This window comes from Nocardia sp. FBN12 (assembly GCF_050320175.1).
Classification (GTDB): domain Bacteria; phylum Actinomycetota; class Actinomycetes; order Mycobacteriales; family Mycobacteriaceae; genus Nocardia.
On record NZ_CP190048.1, the window covers coordinates 4813053 to 4834006 of the forward strand.

The 20954-nt window shown below is 67.9% G+C and carries 24 protein-coding genes; 9 read left to right on the forward strand and 15 right to left on the reverse strand.

Features of this window, described 5'->3' with window-relative positions; all coding sequences use genetic code 11:
• Positions 1-20: 20 nt before the first annotated feature.
• Positions 21-890 carry an alpha/beta fold hydrolase gene (locus ACQHI0_RS22780; protein WP_427903864.1) on the reverse strand — a complete coding sequence of 290 codons (870 nt, stop codon included), beginning with the start codon at positions 888-890 and terminating at the stop codon, positions 21-23.
• 84 nt (positions 891-974) lie between these two features.
• Between ACQHI0_RS22780 and ACQHI0_RS22785 the strand changes: the two genes are divergently transcribed.
• Positions 975-1535, forward strand: a complete 561-nt coding sequence (locus ACQHI0_RS22785; protein WP_427903865.1) for a CGNR zinc finger domain-containing protein — start codon at positions 975-977, stop codon at positions 1533-1535.
• 51 nt (positions 1536-1586) lie between these two features.
• Here ACQHI0_RS22785 and ACQHI0_RS22790 read toward each other — a convergent pair whose 3' ends face one another.
• On the reverse strand, positions 1587-2297 hold the full coding sequence (locus tag ACQHI0_RS22790; protein WP_427903866.1) for a cutinase family protein: 711 nt from the start codon (positions 2295-2297) through the stop codon (positions 1587-1589).
• Positions 2298-2436: 139 nt separating this feature from the next.
• Positions 2437-2859 carry a hypothetical protein gene (locus ACQHI0_RS22795; protein ID WP_427903867.1) on the reverse strand — a complete coding sequence of 141 codons (423 nt, stop codon included), beginning with the start codon at positions 2857-2859 and terminating at the stop codon, positions 2437-2439.
• A 127-nt stretch (positions 2860-2986) separates the two neighbouring features.
• Here ACQHI0_RS22795 and ACQHI0_RS22800 point away from each other — a divergent pair, with 127 nt between their 5' ends.
• The 3 genes from ACQHI0_RS22800 to ACQHI0_RS22810 are packed head-to-tail and all read left to right on the forward strand — an operon-like array spanning position 2987 to position 5187.
• The gene (locus ACQHI0_RS22800) at positions 2987-4570 is read left to right on the forward strand and encodes a molybdopterin-dependent oxidoreductase (protein ID WP_427903868.1); all 1584 of its coding nucleotides are present in this window, start codon (positions 2987-2989) and stop codon (positions 4568-4570) included.
• 45 nt (positions 4571-4615) lie between these two features.
• Complete coding sequence (locus tag ACQHI0_RS22805; protein WP_427903869.1) at positions 4616-4825, forward strand: toxin-antitoxin system HicB family antitoxin; 210 nt, start codon at positions 4616-4618, stop codon at positions 4823-4825.
• Positions 4822-5187 carry a type II toxin-antitoxin system death-on-curing family toxin gene (locus ACQHI0_RS22810; protein ID WP_427903870.1) on the forward strand — a complete coding sequence of 122 codons (366 nt, stop codon included), beginning with the start codon at positions 4822-4824 and terminating at the stop codon, positions 5185-5187. Before ACQHI0_RS22805 ends, ACQHI0_RS22810 begins: the two co-directional genes overlap by 4 nt.
• On the opposite strand, the gene ACQHI0_RS22815 is transcribed toward ACQHI0_RS22810, so the two are convergent.
• The 4 genes from ACQHI0_RS22815 to ACQHI0_RS22830 all read right to left on the reverse strand — a co-directional run bounded on the left by ACQHI0_RS22815 (position 5159) and on the right by ACQHI0_RS22830 (position 9456).
• Complete coding sequence (locus tag ACQHI0_RS22815) at positions 5159-6685, reverse strand: DHA2 family efflux MFS transporter permease subunit (RefSeq protein ID WP_427909266.1); 1527 nt, start codon at positions 6683-6685, stop codon at positions 5159-5161. The two genes, ACQHI0_RS22810 and ACQHI0_RS22815, sit on opposite strands and share 29 nt — an antisense overlap.
• Entirely contained in the window at positions 6669-7295 is a 627-nt protein-coding gene (locus ACQHI0_RS22820) for a PadR family transcriptional regulator (RefSeq protein WP_427903871.1), read from the reverse strand. The genes ACQHI0_RS22815 and ACQHI0_RS22820 overlap by 17 nt, the downstream gene beginning before the upstream one ends.
• A 222-nt stretch (positions 7296-7517) precedes the next feature.
• The gene (locus ACQHI0_RS22825; protein ID WP_427903872.1) at positions 7518-8693 is read right to left on the reverse strand and encodes an alpha/beta hydrolase family protein; all 1176 of its coding nucleotides are present in this window, start codon (positions 8691-8693) and stop codon (positions 7518-7520) included.
• A gap of 154 nt (positions 8694-8847) precedes the next feature.
• The gene (locus tag ACQHI0_RS22830) at positions 8848-9456 is read right to left on the reverse strand and encodes a hypothetical protein (RefSeq protein WP_427903873.1); all 609 of its coding nucleotides are present in this window, start codon (positions 9454-9456) and stop codon (positions 8848-8850) included.
• A 247-nt stretch (positions 9457-9703) separates the two neighbouring features.
• Between ACQHI0_RS22830 and ACQHI0_RS22835 the strand changes: the two genes are divergently transcribed.
• Genes ACQHI0_RS22835 through ACQHI0_RS22850 form a run of 4 tightly spaced genes read left to right on the forward strand, consistent with a single transcriptional unit; the run spans position 9704 to position 13105 of the window.
• Entirely contained in the window at positions 9704-10588 is an 885-nt protein-coding gene (locus tag ACQHI0_RS22835; RefSeq protein ID WP_427909267.1) for an ABC transporter substrate-binding protein, read from the forward strand.
• 8 nt (positions 10589-10596) lie between these two features.
• Positions 10597-11745, forward strand: coding sequence for an ABC transporter ATP-binding protein (locus tag ACQHI0_RS22840; RefSeq protein WP_427903874.1), 1149 nt, complete (start codon positions 10597-10599; stop codon positions 11743-11745).
• Positions 11742-12401, forward strand: a complete 660-nt coding sequence (locus tag ACQHI0_RS22845; protein WP_427903875.1) for an ABC transporter permease — start codon at positions 11742-11744, stop codon at positions 12399-12401. Before ACQHI0_RS22840 ends, ACQHI0_RS22845 begins: the two co-directional genes overlap by 4 nt.
• Positions 12398-13105: an ABC transporter permease gene (locus ACQHI0_RS22850; RefSeq protein WP_427903876.1), complete on the forward strand. Its 708-nt coding sequence runs from the start codon at positions 12398-12400 to the stop codon at positions 13103-13105. The genes ACQHI0_RS22845 and ACQHI0_RS22850 overlap by 4 nt, the downstream gene beginning before the upstream one ends.
• Here the strand turns inward: ACQHI0_RS22850 and ACQHI0_RS22855 are convergent.
• The 5 genes from ACQHI0_RS22855 to ACQHI0_RS22875 all read right to left on the reverse strand — a co-directional run bounded on the left by ACQHI0_RS22855 (position 13088) and on the right by ACQHI0_RS22875 (position 17703).
• The gene (locus tag ACQHI0_RS22855; protein ID WP_427903877.1) at positions 13088-13297 is read right to left on the reverse strand and encodes a ribbon-helix-helix domain-containing protein; all 210 of its coding nucleotides are present in this window, start codon (positions 13295-13297) and stop codon (positions 13088-13090) included. The two genes, ACQHI0_RS22850 and ACQHI0_RS22855, sit on opposite strands and share 18 nt — an antisense overlap.
• Before the next feature lie 70 nt (positions 13298-13367).
• Complete coding sequence (locus ACQHI0_RS22860; RefSeq protein WP_427903878.1) at positions 13368-14588, reverse strand: NAD(P)-dependent malic enzyme; 1221 nt, start codon at positions 14586-14588, stop codon at positions 13368-13370.
• 389 nt (positions 14589-14977) lie between these two features.
• Positions 14978-16534, reverse strand: coding sequence for an FAD-binding protein (locus ACQHI0_RS22865; RefSeq protein ID WP_427903879.1), 1557 nt, complete (start codon positions 16532-16534; stop codon positions 14978-14980).
• A 51-nt stretch (positions 16535-16585) separates the two neighbouring features.
• Entirely contained in the window at positions 16586-16852 is a 267-nt protein-coding gene (locus ACQHI0_RS22870) for a hypothetical protein (protein WP_427903880.1), read from the reverse strand.
• On the reverse strand, positions 16849-17703 hold the full coding sequence (locus tag ACQHI0_RS22875; RefSeq protein WP_427903881.1) for a PHP domain-containing protein: 855 nt from the start codon (positions 17701-17703) through the stop codon (positions 16849-16851). Before ACQHI0_RS22875 ends, ACQHI0_RS22870 begins: the two co-directional genes overlap by 4 nt.
• A gap of 85 nt (positions 17704-17788) precedes the next feature.
• On the opposite strand from ACQHI0_RS22875, the gene ACQHI0_RS22880 reads away from it, so the two are divergent.
• Positions 17789-18850, forward strand: coding sequence for a magnesium and cobalt transport protein CorA (locus ACQHI0_RS22880; protein WP_427909268.1), 1062 nt, complete (start codon positions 17789-17791; stop codon positions 18848-18850).
• On the opposite strand, the gene ACQHI0_RS22885 is transcribed toward ACQHI0_RS22880, so the two are convergent.
• From ACQHI0_RS22885 to ACQHI0_RS22895, 3 genes are all read right to left on the reverse strand, one after another.
• Positions 18847-19428: a suppressor of fused domain protein gene (locus ACQHI0_RS22885; protein WP_427903882.1), complete on the reverse strand. Its 582-nt coding sequence runs from the start codon at positions 19426-19428 to the stop codon at positions 18847-18849. The genes ACQHI0_RS22880 and ACQHI0_RS22885 overlap by 4 nt on opposite strands.
• A 4-nt stretch (positions 19429-19432) precedes the next feature.
• Positions 19433-19927 (reverse strand): general stress protein, encoded by a 495-nt coding sequence (locus ACQHI0_RS22890; protein ID WP_056813349.1) that lies wholly within the window; start codon positions 19925-19927, stop codon positions 19433-19435.
• A 76-nt stretch (positions 19928-20003) separates the two neighbouring features.
• Positions 20004-20933: an HpcH/HpaI aldolase/citrate lyase family protein gene (locus tag ACQHI0_RS22895; protein WP_427903883.1), complete on the reverse strand. Its 930-nt coding sequence runs from the start codon at positions 20931-20933 to the stop codon at positions 20004-20006.
• Positions 20934-20954 lie beyond the last annotated feature (21 nt).

The window sequence follows — 20954 nt, forward strand, 5'->3', positions numbered from 1 at the left end:
GCAACCGGCCTTTCGGCTGTTCAGGGCTCGAGTCGGTCGAGGAAGTGCGCCACCAGCGGGGCGATCTCGGGCAGGTGGGTTTCGAGAGCGAAGTGGCCGGTGCCGAACAGGTGCACCTCGGCCGCCGGGAGGTCGGCGAGGTAGGCGTGGGCGCCAGGTGCGGGGAAGAACGGGTCGTCGGCGCCCCAAACGATCAGCGCCGGCGGTGTGTACTTGCGCAACCATGCCTGCCAGGCCGGGTACGCCTCGACATTGGACTTGTAGTCGAAGGCCAGCGAGACCTGCGCTTGTTTGCGGCCGGGCAGGTCGAGGAAGTGCTGGTCCAGAGTCCAGCCCTCGGGTGAGAGCACGGCGGGGTCCGGCACGCCGTGCTCGTATTGGCTGCGCGTGCCTTCCAGCGTGAGCAGGCCGCGGATCGTGTCTTCGGCGCCTTCGTCGTCCGGGCTCAGGGCGGTGAATTCGCGTGCGCCGTCGGACAATCCGGCCTCGTAGGCGTTGGCGTTCTGTATCACCAGCCCGGTGATCCGGTCGGGCATGCGGTCGGCGATCCGCAAACCGACGGGCCCACCGAAGTCGAACAGGTACATCGCGAAGCGACGCAGGCCGATTCGCTCGACGAAAGCCGCGATCGTGTCGGCGAGCCCATCGAAGGTGTAGTCGAAATCATCTGGCGCACTGGTGTATCCGAACCCGGGATAGTCGGGGGCGATCAGCCGGTAGCGGTCGCCGAGCGTATGCATCAGGGTGCGGAACTGGTGTGAGGCTGTCGGAAACCCGTGCAGCAGAAGCAGAACCGGAGCGTCGGGCGCGGTCGGCACGGACTGCCGATAGAAGACGTCTACCCCGTCGATGTCGACGGTGCGGTATTCGATACGGGGCACTTCGCTCATCTTCACATGCTTTCATCCGTAGTTGATGCATTAGTCATACCGCGCCATGACTAATGCGTCAACAGGGCGATGTAGCATTACATGATGACCGCATCGACTCCGCTTATCGGCGAACCGCTGGCGGTGGACCTGGTCAACACCCGTCCGCTCGGCGCGGATCTGCTCGCCAGCCCCGCGCTTCTCGAGGACTGGCTGACCATCCAGGCCTCCCGCGACCCCGACCTGGCCGTCGCCGCCCCCAGTCCCGCCGACCTGCGCGCGATCCGCGCCGTTCGCGAGCACACCGCGGCCGCTATCGACGCTCTGCGCCACGGCCGCCGACCACCCGAATCCGCCCTGCGCGGACTTATCGCAGCCCAGAACGCGGCCCCCGCGATCCTGCGCCCGGCCTGGACCGGTACCGAGATAACGACCGTCCGCCACCGCACCGGGCCGGCCGGGGCCAGGGCCGCCGCCGCCCTCGCCGAAGCCGCCGCCGAGCTACTCGCGGATCCGGCACTGCGCAAACTCCGCCGATGCGCCGCCGACGACTGCGTGCTCCTGTTCGTCGCCACCCACCCGCGCCGCCAATGGTGCTCTCCCGCCCGCTGCGGCAACCGAGCCAGGGTCGCCCGGTACTACCAGCGGCACAAGGAACACCCCTGAGAACGCGCAAGGCCGGTCGCGCCTTCGCGACCGGCCTTGCGCTGTCTGCGATCAGAGTCGTCGCACCGCGAATTGTGCAGCGGTGAGGGTCATTCCATTGATGCCGTAGAGGGTGTGCAGGGCATTGGGTTGGGCGAGGGGGGAACCGTCGCAGATGTTGTCCGAGGGGACACACAGGTCGATGGTCTTGTTCTTGTAGAGCGCGCCGATGGAGATCGCGGGCGCGTCCGCGTCGCGCATGAACCGATCCGAGGGTTTGCCGAACAGCGCGACCGCCGCGACATGCTCGGCGATCTCGGGCGCCATCGGCTCGGGCAGGTACATCTCGTACTCCGGCGGCACACCCTCTGGCACACCGACACCGGTCGCGAACCCGGCCAGCGCCGCACCCTGGGAATACCCGCCGAGGACGATCCGGGAACCGGGGCAGTTCGCCGCGATGTACTCGACCCGACGCTGGGCATCGCTGATGCCCTGCACGACGGAGTGCGCGAAGGCGAGCCGGTCGGCGAAGTTGCTGCCGGCCGGGTAGTCGACGCCGTAGGAGCCGACCGAGCGTCCACCGGCGTTCGCGCGCAGCGCTTCGACGAAGGAGATACCGGTCAGGCCTAGTTCGCCGCCCGGCTCGGCGGTCCCGCGAGCGAACACCACCTCGATATCGGAACAGGGCGCGGCGGTAGCGGAATGGGTGGGCGATACCAGGGGAATCGCGGCTGCCAAGAAGACTGCAGACACGAATCGCGAGAAGGAACGTGCTGTCATTCCGCGCAGACTACCGACCGCGACCGTTCACCGACGCCTTCGGTGCCGATGGCGCGCCGCTGGTGGGCGCGTCATTGCCGAGGTAGGCCGCACTGCTGTGCCGCTGCCGAAACGGCGGTCGCGCATCGGCACTGCGCTTTCACGCCACGCTCACCCGCCTCGATCGCAGTACTCGCAAGCCCGCGACGGCGATCGCGAGGTCGGCGGCGATCTCGAATAACGCTGCGAACCAGGAGAATCCGGTGACCCCTGAGCTCGCCGGTGCATTGACGAAGCTGTCGCTGAGTGGGCCGAACCAATCCGGGAGCAAGTGCACGATCGTGAAGCCGACGGCGCTGGCGAAGCCGACGAACACCGCGGCGCGTGCGGCCTCCTGGTGGCGGCGCAACACCAGGAACACGGTGAGTAGCGCGAAGAGCAGTTGCAGGGTGCCGAGGGCGTTGACGAGGGCTGAGGTCGCGTCCATGCCGCGGCGTAGGTGGTCGGCGCCGTGGACCAGGAGTGCGACGGCGAAGACCGCCGTGGTGGCGCGCAGTGTGGAGTCGGGTGTTGTCTCGGTCATCGGGTTCTCCTGCCGAGCGGGATCACTTCTACTACGCAGTGTAGTTTTCATGGGCCTCCGGTGACAGGTGTTCGGCCGTCACAAATCGGTCACCGCCGCTGATCCGGCCGCGACGTACGCTCTGTGCATGGCGTTCTTGCGGGTGGTGGCCGGGATCGTGGCCGCCGCACTGGTGCTCGGTGTGGCGGAGTTGGTCGCGGTGTTCACCGGGGCGGGTGGTGCGCCGGCGTACGCGCTCGGGGCGACGGTTATCGACCACACGCCCGATGGGATTCGGGAATGGGCGATTTCGACCTTCGGGACCAATGACAAGGCCGTGCTGTTCGCGTGCATGGGGGTGGTCGCGGCGATTGTCGCGGGGGTCGCTGGAGGGTGCGAGCGCAGGACTCAGCCGATCGGGTCGGTCACGTTCGCGGTTTTCGGCGTGATCGCCGCTGTCATCGGCGCCGGGCGGATCGGCGGGTTCTTCGGGGCACTCCCCGCGCTGATCGGCACTGCCGCTGGGATTCTCGCGTTGCGAGGGCTCACGCGCCGGATCGACGCGGCCTCTGGTCAGCAGCCCGCAGCGGCAGCGTCCGGCGATACCCCGGCGCAGGACCGCGGCATCGAGGGCAGTTCGACTGCTGCCGAGAGCCTCGCCGCGAAGGCCGGGCGCCGTCGAGTCCTCGGCGGGATCGCGGCCACCGGGGTATCGGCTATCGGCGCCGGGCTGGCAGGGCGATTGCTGGGCGGGGCACGCAGTGACGTGACCGCCGAGCGGGCGACGGTCGAATTGCCCAGGCCCGCAACCCCTTTGCCAGGCCTCGCGCCGGACGCCGATCTGCGCGTACCGGGGCTGACCTCCTACATCACCCCGAACAGCGATTTCTACCGTATCGACACCGCGCTGATCGTTCCCCAGGTGTCCACAGACTCCTGGTCCCTGCGCATCCACGGCATGGTCGAACAGGAAATCACGCTCACCTGGGACGATCTGCTTCGCCGGACGCCGGTCGAGCGCCTTGTCACCCTGGCCTGTGTGTCCAACCCGATCAACGGCGACCTCATCGGCAACGCCCGGTGGCTCGGCTACCGCCTCGACGAGCTCCTCGCGCAGGCCCGCCCGCTCCCCGACGCTGATATGGTGCTGTCGCACAGCAAGGACGGCTGGACCGCGGGCTCGCCGCTGTCGGTCCTCACCGACGGTCGCGACGCGCTGCTCGCCATCGGCATGAACGGCGAGCCCCTCCCGGTGCAGCACGGCTATCCCGCCCGCCTCGTCGTCCCCGGTCTCTACGGCTACGTCTCCGCCACCAAATGGGTCACCGAACTCGAGGTCACCCGCTTCGACAGGGCCACCGCCTATTGGACCCGCCGCGGCTGGTCGGCGCAGGGCCCGATCAAGACCGGCACCCGCATCGACACTCCACGCGCCCGCGGCCGAATCCCCCAGGGCCGCACCGTGATCGCCGGTGTGGCCTGGGCCCAACATCGCGGCGTCACCGGCGTCGAAGTCCAGATCGACAACGGCGACTGGCGCCCCGCCCGCCTGTCCACCGAGGTCACCATCGACACCTGGCGCCAATGGACCTACGACTGGGACGCCACCCCGGGCCAGCACACCCTGCGCGCCCGCACCCTCGACCCCACCGGCCCCCAAACCGCCGTCTCCCAGGACGTCGTCCCCGACGGCGCCACCGGCTACCCCACCCTCACCATCCAGGTCAGCTGATCGCAAGGTCAGGCCCGAAACCATCACCGCTGGTATCATTCCGGTATGACGACGATCAGTGTGCGACTCCCGGACCAACTACACTCGGGGATCACAGCAGCAGCCGAAGCCGACCATATCTCGGTGAATTCAGCGATCGTCCAGGCTGCGCAGGCATGGGTCGATGCGCAGGTTCACCGCGCACGGGCACGCGTCTCGGTGCAGCAGATCATGCTCGAGGACGCCGACCTGCTCGCGCAGTTGGGTGACGAGTGACGCCGGAGGTTCTCCTTCGAGTCAATGCGACGGTGCTGGATGGGCGTGCGGAAGTGCGCGATCCTGGTTTGGTCGCTTCTGCCGCAGACCGACCTCATCTGACTATGTCAGGTTCCGAGGCCTACCCCACCATCGAAGAGAAGGCCGCTGCACTGATTCACGCGATTGTGCGAACGCGACCATTTCTCCGCGGGAACAAGCGAACCGCCTGGGTCGCCGCTCGCCTGATGCTGAGTTGCCATAGCAAACGCCCCGGCTGTACGGCCACCGAAGCGAACGATCTGTTCCAGCGATTGTGGACTGATGACGACGATCTGACCGTTTCCGACATCGTCAAGAGACTCCAGATCGTCGAGTTCTAGCGCTGGCAGATTGAAATTTCACGATCAGACCGAGGCGTCCGCTTTCTCCAGCGTGGGAGCCTTGCCCGCGGACTTCCCGATGGCCGACGAACAGGGCCGAGGCGACTACACCGATCAGGAGGATGGCGGCGGGCAGGATCATCGACTGGGCCAGTGAGGTGCTGAATTCGTCGAGGACCTGGGGTGGGAGCGGGCCGGTGGCCGTGCCCTCGCCGACCGGCCCACCGCCGCCGAGGCCGTTGGCGGTGAGGCGGGCGGCGATCAGGGCACTGATCGCGGCACTGCCGAGGACCGCGCCGACCTGGCGGGTGGTGTTGTAGACGCCTGCGCCCGCGCCTGCCTGAACGACCGGCAGGTTGTGGGTGGCGGTAGAGGCGAGCGGGGCCCAGATGCACGAGCTGGCGAGGCCGCCGACGCCTGCGGCGATCAGGAACCAGATGATCGACGAGTCCGGGGTCATGAGCACACCGAAGGACGCCACCGAGCCGGCGAACAGCACGAAACCGATGGTCGGCAGCAGCCGTGGTGGCAAGCGGTCCGATACCTTGCCGATGAACGGCGCGGTGAAACCGGTGATGATCGCCATCGGCGCGAAGACGAGCGCCGACATGGTCGGCGACATCTCCCGCACCGACTGCAGGTAGAAGTACGACGGCACCATCATCGAGGTGACCGCGGCGCCCATCGCGGCGATCGCCAGGTTCGACAGGGCGAAGTTGCGGTCGCGGAACAGACTCAGCGGCAGCAACGGTTCGCCGGTGTTGCGCGCCTGGTTGATCACGAACACCACCAGCATCACCACACCGAAGCCGATCAACAGCCAGATCCGCAACGACCAATCCTGCGAATTGCCTTCCTGGATACCGAAAACCAGTGCCAGCATGCCGATTCCGCTCAGGATCACCCCGACGATGTCGAACTTGTGGTCGTTGGTCGGCAGCGCGGGCACCAGCCACACGGCCAGCCCGAACGCGATGATGCCGACCGGCACATTGACGAAGAAGATCCACTCCCAGCCGAGGTTGTCGACCAGCACACCGCCGAGGATGGGACCGACCAGCGTCGCCAGCCCGGCGACACCGCCCCACAGACCCATCGCGGCGCCCCGCTTGTCCGGCGCGAAGGTGCGGGTGATCACGGCCATCGTCTGCGGCGTCATCAGCGCGGCACCGATGCCCTGGGCCGCGCGGGCGGCGATCAGCATGCCGATGCTGCCCGACAGACCGCACCAGAGCGAGGCGGCGGTGAAGATCGCGAGGCCGATCAGATAGATGTTCTTCGGCCCGAACTTGTCACCGAGGCGACCGGTGACCAGCAGCGGCACCGCGTAGGTGAGCAGGTAGGCGCTCGTGACCCAGATGACGTTGGAGATGTCGGTGTGGAGTTCGGTCATGATGGCCGGATTGGCGACCGCGACGATCGTCATATCCAGCAGGATCATGAAGAACCCGACCACCAGGGCGAAGAGCGCTAGCCACGGATTACGTTGGGAGGTCATCGAATTGGTTCCCATCGGGAGAAGGATTCAGACTGATGCGTTCGCCGGTCTCGGGGTCGAACTGTTCCCACGGCACGGCACCGTTGCCGAGTTCCGCGGCGAAATCCTGGATCCAGGTGAGTTCGGCGTGGACGGTGGCGCGAATGTATTCCAGGACAACGTAATAGCGACGCGGGACCGCACGGCTGCGCGTCCAGCCGAGCAGTTCGTCCAGTTCGGTCCGCGACTGACTCAGGTGCTCCACGCGCTCATCGAGCAACGCGACAACCTGCTCTTGCGGGAGGGTGTGCGCCTCGGACAGCGCCACCCGGAAGATCGGATACTCCTGCACGGGCATGCGCAGTAACTCCGCGATCCGCTCCCGCAGCGCGGTACGCCCGGAATCGGTGATCCGATAGGTGGTCCGCTCGGGCCGATTCCCCGCCCGCCCGATCCCCTCCGCGGCCACCATCTCACCATCGGCCAGCCGCGCCACCACGTGATACAGCGAGCCCGGCCGCACCTTGACCAGCAGATCCTCGCGCCGGGCAATCAGCAGTTGATACATCTCATACGGATGCATCGGCCGCTCGTCCAGCAACGCGAGCACCGCGATAGCCAACGGCGTCATCGCATTCCGCCCGACCTGCCCCACCCAGGCCACCTCCACTCAGCTTCATGTTCCAGACCAAATATTCCAGTAGGAATATACGGATTGGGACATAGCCTGGCAAGGCCGTAACAGACCGCTTACCCCGTCCTTGGGAATGCGTACTCGCTGGATCTACTTCACGCCGCCCGAGAACTACCGCGAGCGGGAGTGTGCGCTCGGCCGGGCGTGGCTGTCATCGGCCTACGGGACCAGGACCATGTCCGGGTGCAGCAGGGTGGCCGGCAGCTCGGCGAGATCGGCGTATCGGCCCAGCGTCGTATCGAAGAAGCTGCGCAGATAGTCGCGTTGCACATCGAGCGACGCGAGCGGATCGATGGTGCCGACCGCCTGTGCCGCGGCAGCGGCGGGGATGAGGCCCGCGGTGATCAGGGGAGCGGCCATCAGCTGGATGTCGCAGAACGACATATGTTGTGCGTCGCCGAGCTGGAAATGCAGCTTCGGTCCGCGGCTGGTGGCCCAGAACTGTTCCCAGCTCGGCACGTCGTCGCGGTCGTGACCTTCGCCGCTGATGAGCATGAAGGGGCGGTCCAGCCCGTTGGTGACGGCCGAGCCCCAGAGGCGGCCGTCGAGATCGACTGCCGCGGCGATCCGGCGGTCGTCGTGCATCGCCTGGGCCGCGGTGGCGCCGCCGAGGGAATGGCCGAACATCCCGATCTTCGACACGTCGAGCACTCGGGCCAGGTTCGCGGGCAGCGGCTGCTGACCGGCGTCCGGGTTGTTCCCCGCGGTGATGTCGACGAGCTTGTCGAGCACAAATCGTGTGTCGGCCACCCGCGCCGCCATCGCGATCGCGCCCTGAGCCTCGACTTCGCCGGGATCGATGGTCGACGGCAGCACGCTGGGTTCGATCCGCCCGTCGGGGAATTCCGTCGCAACCGACTCGTACGTATGACTCAGGGTGACCACGATGAAACCGTGGCTGGCAAGGTCTTCGACGTGCGCGGTACTCAGCTCACGCGGCATGCCCATACCCGGCGAGAACACAATGATGGGGCGAGGTCCACGAGAGATCTCCGCGGGCGCGCCGAGGTGGCCGTGGCTGGGCGCCAACGTCAATCGCTGCGTCGATGCTGCCCCGATCTGAGCAATGCTGTCGGCATAGATCCGGGTGAGGCTGGGAGACATCCATGGCCGCACGGGCGTTCGGGTCACGTCGGCAGCGGGATACCAGATGCTGGCCATGAATTCGCGCGGCACGGCCGGCTTGTACGGATCGGGCCGCGAGGTATCCACCATGTGCAGATCCACCACACCGATCGGCTCGGCACCGGATGGTTCCGGCAGGGTCACGAGCACCGGGTCCTGGTGCGGCGGCTCAGGTTCGGCGTGTGCTACGACGTCGACCGTGGTCAACATCAGTAGCACGAGAACCGAAACGCACCGAAATACTCTCGTCCGCAAGGCTATTCCCCCCAAGCATCGACACCACACGCCTTCTGCCGGTTCAGCCTAGCCCGAGCCGCTCGGAGGCGGATCGGCCGGCGCAGGCCGAGTGGTCCGACGTCCCGCGCTACAGCCCGTGGGCGTCCAGCCAGGATCGGGCTGCGTCGGCGGGGTGGGTGCCGGTTTCGATCTTGTTGATCGACTCGATCAGATCCTCGGTGGTGAGTTCGCCGGCGACGTAGTTGAGCTTTTTCAGCTGCTGACGGTCGAAGATGCCGGTGCGGTAGAGGGCAAGGATGTTCTGGGCGCGGAGGGTGTAGTCGGGGTCGGGGAGGGCGTCGCGGGGGCGCAGGTCGGTGCCCTCTGCCGCATCGGTCACCGAAAGACCCGGTGGGAGCGCGGCATTGACCGCGGCGGCGACCTCGCCCGGTTTGCGTGCGGGAGAGGTCGGGTTCCAGCGGTCGAGCAGGGCGCCGTTGCGGGCGGGCAGGACGGCGATGCGGGCCGCGTCGAGATCGGCGAGGGGGGTGGTCAAGCCGGTGACGACGGTGGAGTCGACGCCCACGCGGTCAAGGGCTTGGGAATAGATCTCGGCGAGCAGAACCGATTCCGCCGACGAATCCGCACCGACCGCGATCACCGGACCGGCCTCGTCGGAAGCGCAGGAAAGGGTGCTGAAAGCGCAGGTGACGGCCAGGATCGCGGCGGCGGTTCGACGCACGGCGACCGAGTGCATCCGGCGACACCAACTTTCTGTATTTGCCGTCAACCCGCGCAATTCGGCCCGACGGCGGGCAGTATGAACTACCAGAATGTACCTGTGGCCCCCGGGTCGCACGCACAGCGCACTGCCCGCCTTTGCCGGAAGGACACCAGTGAAAACCGCCTTCGCCTCCTCATCACCAGGACAACGTCGACCGGCACGCCGCCTCGCGGTGCGGGCGGGCCGGGTGCTGGCTGCCGCGGTGGCGCTGGCCGCCGCCATGATCGTCGCCGCGTGCGGCAACAGCGATCCGCTTGCCGCCAAGGGCGATTGCACCAGCGACGCGTTGATCATCGGGTCGGCCAACTTCCCCGAATCCGAGACCGTCGCCAACATCTACACCGAGGTGCTGCGGATCAACGGCTTCAAGGTGGACACCAAGTTCGACATCGGCTCGCGCGAGGCCTACATTCCCGCGCTGCGCCAGTGCGCGATCTCGCTGATCCCGGAATACACCGGCAACCTGCTGCAATACCTCGACAAAGACGCCACCGCGACCGCGGCACCCGAGGTGAACGCCGCACTCACCAAGGCACTCGGCGAGGACCTGGCCATCGCGACGCCCGCGCCCGGCGAGGACTCCGACGCGGTGGTCGTCACCCGCGCGACGGCCGACAAGTGGGGCCTGAAGTCCATCGAGGATCTCGCGCCGCACTCGGCCGAGGTGAAGTTCGGCGGGATGGCCGAATTCGCGCAGCGCCCAGGCGGGCTGCCGGGTTTGAAGAAGACCTACGGACTCGACATCACCGACGCCAATTTCGTGCCGATCGCCGACGGCGGTGGCCCGGCAACGGTGCGCGCGCTGGTCGACGGCCAGGTGAACGCGGCCGATATCTTCACCACCTCGCAGGCGATCGCCCAGAACGACCTCGTGGTGCTCGCGGATCCGAAGCACAACTTCGCGGCCCAGAACGTGGTGCCACTGTTCAACGCCGCCAAGAAGACGGACAAGGCCGTCGCGGTGCTCGACGCGGTGTCGGCCAAACTGACCACCACCGAACTGATCTCGCTGAACACGGCCGTCTCGGGTGACAGCAAGATCGAACCGAAGGCCGCCGCGCTCGCCTGGATCACCGCACAAGGGTTGAACTCCCCCATCGGCTAGGAGCCCCGTTGTCCGACATCGTCTTTCGCGGCATCGACAAGACCTATCCGAACGGCACACACGCGGTACGCGACCTGAACCTGCACATCGACTCGGGTTCGTTCACCGTCTTCGTCGGGCCGTCGGGCTGCGGCAAGACCACCTCGATGCGCATGATCAATCGCATGGTCGACCCCACCGCGGGCACCATCACCGTCGACGGACGCGACATCGCGACGGTCGATCCGGTGAAACTGCGCCTCGGTATCGGCTATGTGATCCAGAGCGGCGGGCTGCTGCCCAACCGCAAGGTGATCGACAATGTGGCGACCGTGCCGATGCTGCTCGGGCAATCGCGCAGGGCCGCCCGCGCGGCCGCGCTGGACGTGCTGGACCGGGTTGGCCTCGATCGCGGTCTGGCCGAGCGGTATCCGGCGCAACTGTCCGGCGGCCAGCAGCAGCGCGTCGGGGTGGCGCGGGCGCTGGCCGCCGACCCTCCGGTGCTGCTGATGGACGAACCGTTCAGCGCCGTCGACCCGGTGGTGCGGGCGGAACTGCAGTCGGAGATGCAGCGACTGCAGGCGGAGCTGCACAAGACGATCGTGTTCGTCACCCACGATATCGACGAGGCGATCACCCTCGGCGACAAGATCGCGGTGTTCGGGCGCGGCGGGGTGCTACAGCAGTTCGACACACCCGAACACGTCTTGGCCCAGCCCACAACGGATTTCGTCGCCGGGTTCGTCGGCCGGGATCGTGGCTATCGGGGGCTGTCGTTCCGCAGCGCCGAAGCTGTTGCGCTGGCACCGATTCGGACGATCGAACCGGACGAGATCGCCGACCTGCGGCTCGCCCAGGGCGAGTGGGCGCTCCTCGTCGATGCCCTCGGCAAGCCGGGCGGCTGGATCGACGTGACCGGTGTGGAACGAGTACGCGCCGGAAAACCCTTGGACTCCAGCGTTTCCGCCGGTGGTTCGCTGTTCACCCCGGGCGGTGACCTCCGCCAGGCGCTGGACGCGGCCATCTCGTCACCGTCGGGTATCGGCGTGGCCGTCGACGACGCGGGTACGGTGCTCGGCGGCCTGCTCGCCACCGATGTCCTCACCCAACTCGCCGAACAACGCGAAGCCGAGGACGCCGAACGCAACCAGGAGTTCTTCGCCAAGGGCACGTCGTGAGATATCTGATCGACAATTTCGCCGACATCATGGCGATCACCCGCACACATCTGGTGCTGGCGCTGGTGCCCCTGGTGCTCGGCCTGGTGATCGCGGTCCCGGTCGGCGCACTGATCCGCGAAAACCGCTGGGCCAGAAGAATCGTCACCACCGCGTCGAGCCTGGCGTTCACGATCCCCTCGCTTGCCCTGTTCGTGATCATCCCGCCGCTGATCGGCATCTCGATGATCGACCCGCTCAATGTGATCATCGCGCTCACCGTGTACTCGGCGGCGCTGCTGCTGATCGCGGTGCCGATGGCGCTCGATACGGTGCCTGCCAGCGTGATCGACGCCGCCGACGCGATCGGGTTCGGACGATTCCGGCGCACCGTCACGGTCGATATGCCTTTGGCGCTCCCGGTTTTCACCGCCTCGCTGCGCGTGGTGGTGGTCACCAATATCGCGATGGTGTCGGTGGGTGCGCTGATCGGAGTGGGCGGGCTCGGGAAGCTGTTCACGCAGGGCTATCAGCGGGATTACCCCGACCAGATCGTCGCGGGCATCATCGTCACCCTGGTGCTGGCGCTGATCTTCGACCGGCTGGTCTTCCTGCTCGGCACCCTCGCCACGCCGTGGACCCGCGCCGATTCGCGCGTGAAAGGGGCGCGCTCGTGAATCTTTTCGTCGAAGCCTGGAACTATCTGAGCGATGGCGCGAACTGGGGCGGACCCACCGGCATCGAACATCGCCTGCTGCAACACCTGTGGTACAGCTTCCTCGCGGTGGCCTTGTCGGCGGTGGTCGCGGTGCCGCTGGGGTTGCTCATCGGGCACACCCGCCGTGGCAGCGCGGTGATGGTCGGTTTCGCCAATGCCATGCGGGCACTGCCGACGCTGGGTCTGCTCACCTTTCTGGTACTCGGACTGGGCCTCGGGCTGATCCCGCCCCTGCTGGCGCTGATCACCGTCGGCGTTCCCCCGCTACTGGCGGGTGCGTACGCGGGCATCGCGAACGTGCAGGCCGACGTCGTTGACGCCTCACGGGCGATGGGGATGACGGAGAGCCAGATCCTGTTCCGGGTCGAGGTGCCCAATGCGATGCCGGTGCTGCTCGGCGGGTTGCGTAGCGCCACTTTGCAAGTCGTCGCCACCGCGACCATCGCCGCCTACGTCAACCTGGGTGGGCTCGGCCGCTACATCTTCGACGGGATCGGCCTCTACCGGTACGACCTGGTGCTGGTCGGCGCGCTGCTGGTGGCGGTGTTGGCGCTGGTGCTCGACGGGCTGCTCGCGGTGGCGGTCTGGGCCAGCGCGCCGGGGTCGGGCCGGGTCACGCGCTCCGCTGCCCCCGGACCCGCAGCCTCAGTCGTCGCCGAGTAATGCGCGCAGGTGCGGGTCGTCCGCCAGGACCTCCCGCATTCTGGCCCGCTCACGCGCACGATGCGCCTGCGCCTGGATCCACTCCTGCGCGGCCAGCACCATCGCCACGTTCACCGACACGCCCTCGGCCTCGGCTCCGGCGGCCAACTGCTCGTAGACCTCGTCGGGGAGCTGCACGGTGATCGCGGTCATCGTTCGATGATCCCAGACGACAGGAAAGCGCCCCCGCTCCGGTGGGAACGGGGGCGCTTGTCAGCAGAAATCAGGCGACGCCCTCGGCGCGCGCGGCTTCCGCGACGGCCTCGGCAACGGCCGGGGCGACGCGCGGATCGAGCGGGCTCGGGATGATCTTGTCGACCGCGAGCTCGTCGGCGACGACACCGAAGATCGCATCCGCGGCGGCCACCTTCATGCCCTCGGTGATGCGGCGGGCACCGGCATCGAGCGCACCCTTGAACACACCGGGGAAGGCGAGGACATTGTTGATCTGGTTCGGGAAGTCGCTGCGACCCGTCGCCACGATCGCCACGTACTTGGCGGCCACGTCGGGGTGGATCTCCGGGTCCGGGTTGGACATCGCGAACACGATCGCCTCGGGGGCCATCGAGGCGATGAGCTCCTCAGGGATGGTGCCGGCGGACAGGCCGAGGAACACATCGGCACCGGCCAGCGCGTCGGCCGGACCACCGGTGAGACCACGCGGGTTGGAGCGTGCGGCCAGGTCGGCCTTCACCCCGTTGAGACCGTCGCGACCGGCGCTGACGATGCCCTTGGAGTCGAGCACGACCACGTCGGGGACACCGGCGGCGAGCAGGATGTTCGCGCAGGCCACACCGGCCGCACCGGCACCCGAGACGACGACCTTGAGCGCGGACATGTCACGGCCCTGCACCGCGGCCGCGCCCTTGAGGGCGGCGAGCACCACGATGGCGGTGCCGTGCTGGTCGTCGTGCATGACCGGGCAGTCGAGTGCCTCGATGACACGACGCTCGATCTCGAAGCAGCGGGGGGCGGAGATGTCTTCCAGGTTCACCGCGCCGAAGCTCGGGCGCAGGTGAATCAGTGTCTGGACGATCTCGTCGGGATCGGTGGTGTCGAGCACCAGCGGGATCGAGTTCAGACCCGCGAACTTCTTGAACAGCGCGGCCTTGCCCTCCATCACGGGCAGCGAGGCGCGCGGGCCGATGTCACCGAGGCCGAGCACGGCGGTGCCGTCGCTGACCACGACCACGAGCCGGTCGGTCCAGGTGTAGCGCTTGGTGAGCGCGGGGTCCTCGGCGATCGCGCGGCTGACCTGGGCGACACCGGGGGTGTAGGCGATCGAAAGATCACGCTGGGTCTCGAGGGGGGCGCTGAGCTCGACCGACAGCTTTCCGCCGAGGTGACCCGCGAAGATCTCCTCCTGGGTGATCGCGGCGAGGCTCGCTGCGTCATCGGCCTTGGGCGCCGCGGTGGCATTCGGTGCGTCAGTCACAGGTGACACGATTTCACTCCTGCTCGAGTCGGGCTCAACCGGGGGACGGTTACCGCCGGGTATATCGGAACAATGATTTCTAGGACGCTCATCGGGTGCGCGACCGCACGCGTTTCGCGGTGGCTACCGGTACGCGTGGCGCGGCACTGATCCGCCGAGCGGAACCGGACGGGTGTGTCCGGGCGAGCAAAACGGGTCGACCTCCGTTGCGACGGTGCGTCGCAGGGAGAAGGTCTCCAATGTCCCCGAACCCGGCGGTGGCAAGGGTAGGGAATCCGCAACATTCTGCCAGCACGGTGCGCCTATTACCAAACCGCGTCATGTGTCGAGCGTAGCCGCGTCGAATTGCCGTGGCGTAAGCGAAAACTCGCAGTGCAGCGGGAACATCCGGTGAACTCTCACACCGTGGCGGGGGTGGCCGCGGTGAGCTCGCCGCCGAGCGGCTCCGGCCATTCCTCGCGGCGCACCCACACGTCGTCGAGCCCACCGCAGCGCAGCCGCACCCGCCAGTCGGCGTGGGCGGCCGGGTGGTCGATGCGCCGGTGGATGCCGCGGGTCTCGGTGCGCACGAGCGCGCTGTAGCCGGCCCACCGGGCGACGGCGAGCAAGGCGGCGGCCTGGCGCGCCCGCAGCTGCCCGACGCCGAGGCCACCGAGTTCGAACTGGGCGCCGGGCCACATGGCGTCCAGTTCGGCGATGCTGTCGCCGAGGCTGCCCGCGCTGCGCCGGTAGCTGCGCCGCAGCGGCAACGTGTGTTCCTGCACCAGACCGACCACCGAGCGCGGGTCGATATGAGCATGGGGACCGAGGCCGGCGCCGGGCACAGCGCGCGCACTGCTCGCCCGCTCGTTGACGAGCGCGAACGCGGCGGCACCCTGACCGGCCCAGGTGCCCGAGGCCAGCGCCCACGCGCCATTCAGTCCCGCGGTGGCGCCCGCCGCTCCGGTGACGACCTGCCTACCGGTCACATCGCCCGCGCAGAACAGGCCGCGGATCGTCGTCGAGCAATCGGTGCCGGCGATGGCCAGCCCACCCGCACCGCGAATGGTCCCCTCCAGCACCGCCCGCACGGGCACCCGGCCCGTGGCATCGATCGCGCCGTGTCTGCTCAACCAGTGCCGCACCGTGTCGGGCACCTCGTTCAGTGCGGCGAAGACCCGCCGACCGTCCGCGATCGCGGTGAGTGCCGCCGGGTACCGGTCGGGCAGTTCGGCGCCCGCCTCGTCGTAGAGGGCCGCGAAATGCACCGAGAGTCCGGGCGCGACCGCCGGATGCGGAAGTACTCGCGACAGCACCGGCGCCAGTCCGTAGGCGCTGGAGAATTCCATCCCACACAGTTCGGCACCGGCCTCGGCCGCCATCAGCAGGCCCTCGCCGGTGCTCACCTCGGTTCCCGCACCGCCGGACAGGAAGGCACAGCCACCGGTGGCGACCACGACCGCACCCGCCCGGATGGCCCACGGCCGAAACTTGTTGTGGCGCTGGACCCCCGCGGCCCCGGCCACGGTGCCCGCCGGATCGACGAGTAGTTGCAGCGCCGGATGGTGATCGAGAATCCGCACGCCCGCCTCTAGCGCGCCGCGACGTAGTCTGCGCAGGTAGCTCGCGCCGTCGAAGTGAAGGTGGGCCGGGTCGCCGTTCGGGTGTGGCACGCGGTGGCGCGCGCCCGACCAGGTCTGCAATTGCCGGTGGGTCTCGTCGACGACGCGGTGCAGCCAGGCCCGATCACCGAGCCCGCCACCGGCGGCGAACACCCTCTCGACCGCCTCGGGCCGCCCGGGACCGGGCGGGATATCCCAGAGCACGGTGGTGCCGTACACGGTGGGACCGCTGGAACCGCAGCGGCTCTTGTCGACCAGAATCACCCGCGCGCCCGTCGCCGCGGCCGAGACGGCGGCCCAGAGCCCGGCGGGTCCACCGCCGAGGATCAGGACGTCGGTTTCGATACTGGCCACAAAGAGAAATATTCGGGCACCGTTCACCCGGCCGCAACCATTACGCGGCCATCAACCCCACCATTGTGTCCAAAGCAATACACCGGCCGTGATCAAGACCGTCCCGGAGCCGAACAAGGTGGACATTCCGCGACGCCGGTCGGCGAAAACCTGCGCGACGACCACCACCACGGCGGCCACGAAATGCCACGTCAGCGATTCGGCGCCCGGCCCCGGAAAGTCGCGACGCGAGCCGATCACCGCCGCTCCGATGACCACACACAACAGGGCGAGCACCCCGCCCGCGACGACGCCGCTGACCGTGCGCACCAGTGTCACGGGGCGATCACCGGCGTCCCGCTCGCCTTGTCGATGAGCGCCTCGTACTGGTCGGGATCGGTGCCACACGCGCCGATCTCGATGGTCTTGTTGGTGCCGTGATAGTCCGACGAGCCGGTGCGCACGAGGCCCAATTCCCGCGAAAGTCCGCTCAGCACAAGGCGATCGGCTTCGCTGTGATCCGGGTGGTCGATCTCGAGCCCGCCGAGGCCCAGCCCGGCCAGCTCCCTGATCTCGTCGAGCGCCAGCAGCCTGCCCCGCTTACGCGCGCGAGCATGGGCGATCACACTGACGCCACCCGCGGCCGCGATCAACTGCACGGCCCTGGTCAACGGGGTATCGGCCTTCTCGGCGTAGTACGGCCCGTGCGGGGCGAGCAGATCGATGAACGCGTCGTTCACACTGTCGACCACCCCGGCCGCCATCAGCGCCTGCGCCAGATGTGGCCTGCCCACCGCCGGACCCGCGCTCGCCATCACCGCGACGGGATCGATCGGCAGTCCGTCCGCCGCCATCTTCTCGGCCATCGCGCGCACCCTGGCCACCCGCTCGCCGCGCAACCGCTCGCGCTCGTCGGCGAAGCCGCGATCGGCCGGGTCGAACAGATACGCCAGCAGGTGCACCGGCACCGGGTAGCCGTCCTCCCCCATACCCGTGCACGACATCTCCATGCCGCGCACCAGGGTGAGCCCCGAGGGGCGGGCCGCCTCGGCCTCGGCCCAGCCGCCGGTGGTGTCGTGGTCGGTGATCGCGACGACGTCGAGACCGGCCGCCGCGGCATGCCGCACCAGTTCGGCAGGGGTGTCGGTGCCGTCGGAGGCGGTGGAATGGGTATGCAGGTCGATGCGCACACCCTCAGTCTTACAGTGCGGTCTCGGGTCCCGCGCGTCGCCGGTCGCTGCCCGTAGGATCCGCCTGGTGCCCTCCCTCCCGCCGATGCCGTCGTTTCACGGGCCGAATCGCGTGACGAAATCGCCGAGACCGCAAGTCCCCGTGCCGACGGCGCGAGCGATCGTCGACTGCGGGGTCTACGTCGACGGCAAGCGGCAACCAGGGCATTTCACGCCACAGCAGGCACTGACAGCGGCCGACGCCACCGATTCCGGATTCGTCTGGATCGGCCTGCACGACCCGGACGAGCGGCAGATGAACGACATCGCCTCGACCTTCGACCTGCACCCGCTGGCGGTGGAGGACGCCGTGCAGGGGCGTCAGCGACCCAAGCTCGAGCGCTACGGCGACACGCTGTTCCTGGTCTTGAGTACGGTCTGCTACATCGACCACGACATCGACTCGACCAGTGAGATCGTCGAGACCGGCGACATCATGGTCTTCACCGGACCACGCTTCGCGATCACGGTGCGCCACGGCGAACACACCCATCTGTCGAACGTGCGCCACGAGCTGGAAGCGCAGCCCGAACAGCTCGGATACGGGCCGACCGCGGTCTTGCACGCCGTCGCCGACCACGTGGTCGACACCTACGTCGACGTCACCGAATCCGTCGGCGGTGATATCGACGAGATGGAGGAGGCGGTGTTCACGCCCACTTCGAAGATCGGCATCGGGTCGATCTACCAGCTCAAACGCGAAGTGGTGGAACTGCGAAGGGCGGTGGCGCCGTTGGCGGTTCCGCTGGAGCGGCTGGTGAACAACACCGACCTGCCGGTGCCGACCGAGATCCGCCGCTATCTGCGCGACGTCGCCGACCACCAGGTCACCGTCGCCGATCACATCAGCTACTTCGACGAAGCGCTCAGCAGCTTGGTCAACGCGGCGCTGGCCAAGATCAGCGTTCAGCAGAACACCGATATGCGCAAGATCTCGGCCTACGCCGCGATGGCCGCGGTGCCGACGATGATCGCCGGCGTCTACGGCATGAACTTCGACCACATGTGGGAACTGCACCAGGTGTGGGCCTACCCCGCGGTGCTGCTCGTCATGGCGGGGCTGTGCGCGCTGCTGTTCCGCAGTTTCCGCCGCAACGGGTGGCTCTAGAGCGTCACCGCGCCGCGCTCGGGGTCACGCACGTCGATACCGGCCTCGGCCCAGGCATCGCGCAGTGCCTGGGCACCGCGCACCCGCACCCAGGCGGCCTCGGTCGCGGTCACCGGGGTGACGCTGAGATAGCGGACCGGCTCGGCGGGATCGGGCAACGGGATCGCGGGAATATCACTCTCACCGAGCACGACCGCGGTGAACTTCGCGTTGCGCCACAGCGGTTCGCCGAGATCGAGGAGCGCGTCCGCTTGCAGCACAACGCCTTCCACCGACGGCGAGGCGACGAGGATGCCGAGGGACTTGGCCACCCCGACCTGCGGATCGGCGCTCATCAACAGTGTCAGCACCAGTTCCGCGCGCGGGCCACGCACCGGGTCGGCCAGGAGATCGGACGGATCTCCCATCGGATGACGTGAACCGCCCAGCGTCGCGTAATGGACCGCGCCGTCGCCGGGGATGCGCAGGATCTCGACGGGTTCGAGCCCGAGGAAGGTCAGCGAGGCCGAATCGACCTGCGCGCGTTCGACTTCGAAGTGGTCCAGCACCGCGGCGCGGACCGTGTTCTCCACATCCATCGCGCTACAGGGCCAATCGGGCCAGCATGTCGCGGGCCTGTTCGGCCGACTTCGGGTCACACAGCACGTCGTAGCGCCCCGCGACCAACTGCATGGTCGAGGCGAAATCGCGCTGGCCCTTCGTGGCCGCGTACGGGATCGAGGTGGTGATCACGCCGAACACGATGCCGCCGAGCAGGCCGACGACGAGTGGTCCGAGCGCACCGCCGGTGGTGGTGAACAGGCTCAGCAGCAGACCGAGGAACAGGCCGAGCCACGCGCCCGACACCACGCCGCCGCCGATGACCTTGCCCCACGTCAGCCGGTAGAGCACCCGCTCGACCTGCATCAGATCGACACCGACGATGGTCACGTCCTGCACCGGGAACTGCCCGTCGGCCAGGTAGTCGACCGCACGCTGCGCCTCGGCGTAGGTCGGATAGGAGCCGACCGGCCAGCCCGACGGCGGCGTCGGCAACGCCTGCCGCCCGCGATTCGAGTTGCCCAAGGGATTCGTCATAGTCCTATTCTGCTATTCGTCGACCGACTGTGCCGCAGTGAAACGCACCATCGCGCTGCTCGGCGGCTATCGGCGATCAGCCGGCAGTCCTTGTCATTCCCGCGGCGCGGCCTTTGTCGGCTACCACCTGTGCCATTTTGGCGCTGGCCTCGTCGATCATCTCATCCCCCAACATGACAGCGCCACGTGCGCCGCCCGCCTCGGAGGTGTGGAAGGCGTAGGTCTCCAAGATCAACTCGGCGTGGTCGTAGTCGGCCTGGCGCGGGCTGAAGATCTCGTTGCACGCCTCGACCTGGCCGGGATGCAGCACCCATTTGCCGTCGAAACCCAGTGCGGCCGTGCGGCCTGCGGCTCGACGGAACCCCTCGACATCGCGAACCTGCAGGTAGGGGCCGTCGATCGCCTGCAGGCCGTGCGCACGCGCGGCGAGCAGGATCGTCATCAGGATGTGGTGGTAGGCATCGCCGACGTCGTAGCCCTCCGGCTGCTCGCCGACGACCAGCGTGCGCATATTGATGCTGGCCATGAAATCGGCGGGCCCGAACACCAGCGCCTGCACGCGCGGGCTCGCGGTGGCGATCGCGTCGATATTGCGCAGGCCGAGGGCGTTCTCGAGCTGCGGTTCGATGCCGATCCGGCCCACCTCGAGGCCGCTCGCCTTCTCCAGCTGGGTCAGCAGCAGGTCAAGGGCCCGCACCTGACCGGCGTCGGTGACCTTGGGGAGCAGGATCGCGTCGATCCAGCGGCCCGCGCCCTCGACCACGCTGATCACATCGGCGAAGGTCCACTCGGTCGACCAATCGTTGACGCGCACCACCCGCAACTGCGCGCCCCAGCCGGGTTCGTTCAGCGCCGCGACGATGTTCGCCCGCGCCGCGGCTTTGGCACCGGGGGCGACCGCGTCCTCCAGGTCGAGGAACACCTCGTCGACCGGTAGCGTCTTCGCTTTCGCGATCATCTTCGGGTTGCTACCCGGCACCGCGAGTACCGAACGACGTGGCTTCATGAGGAGCGCCTCCTGACTCTG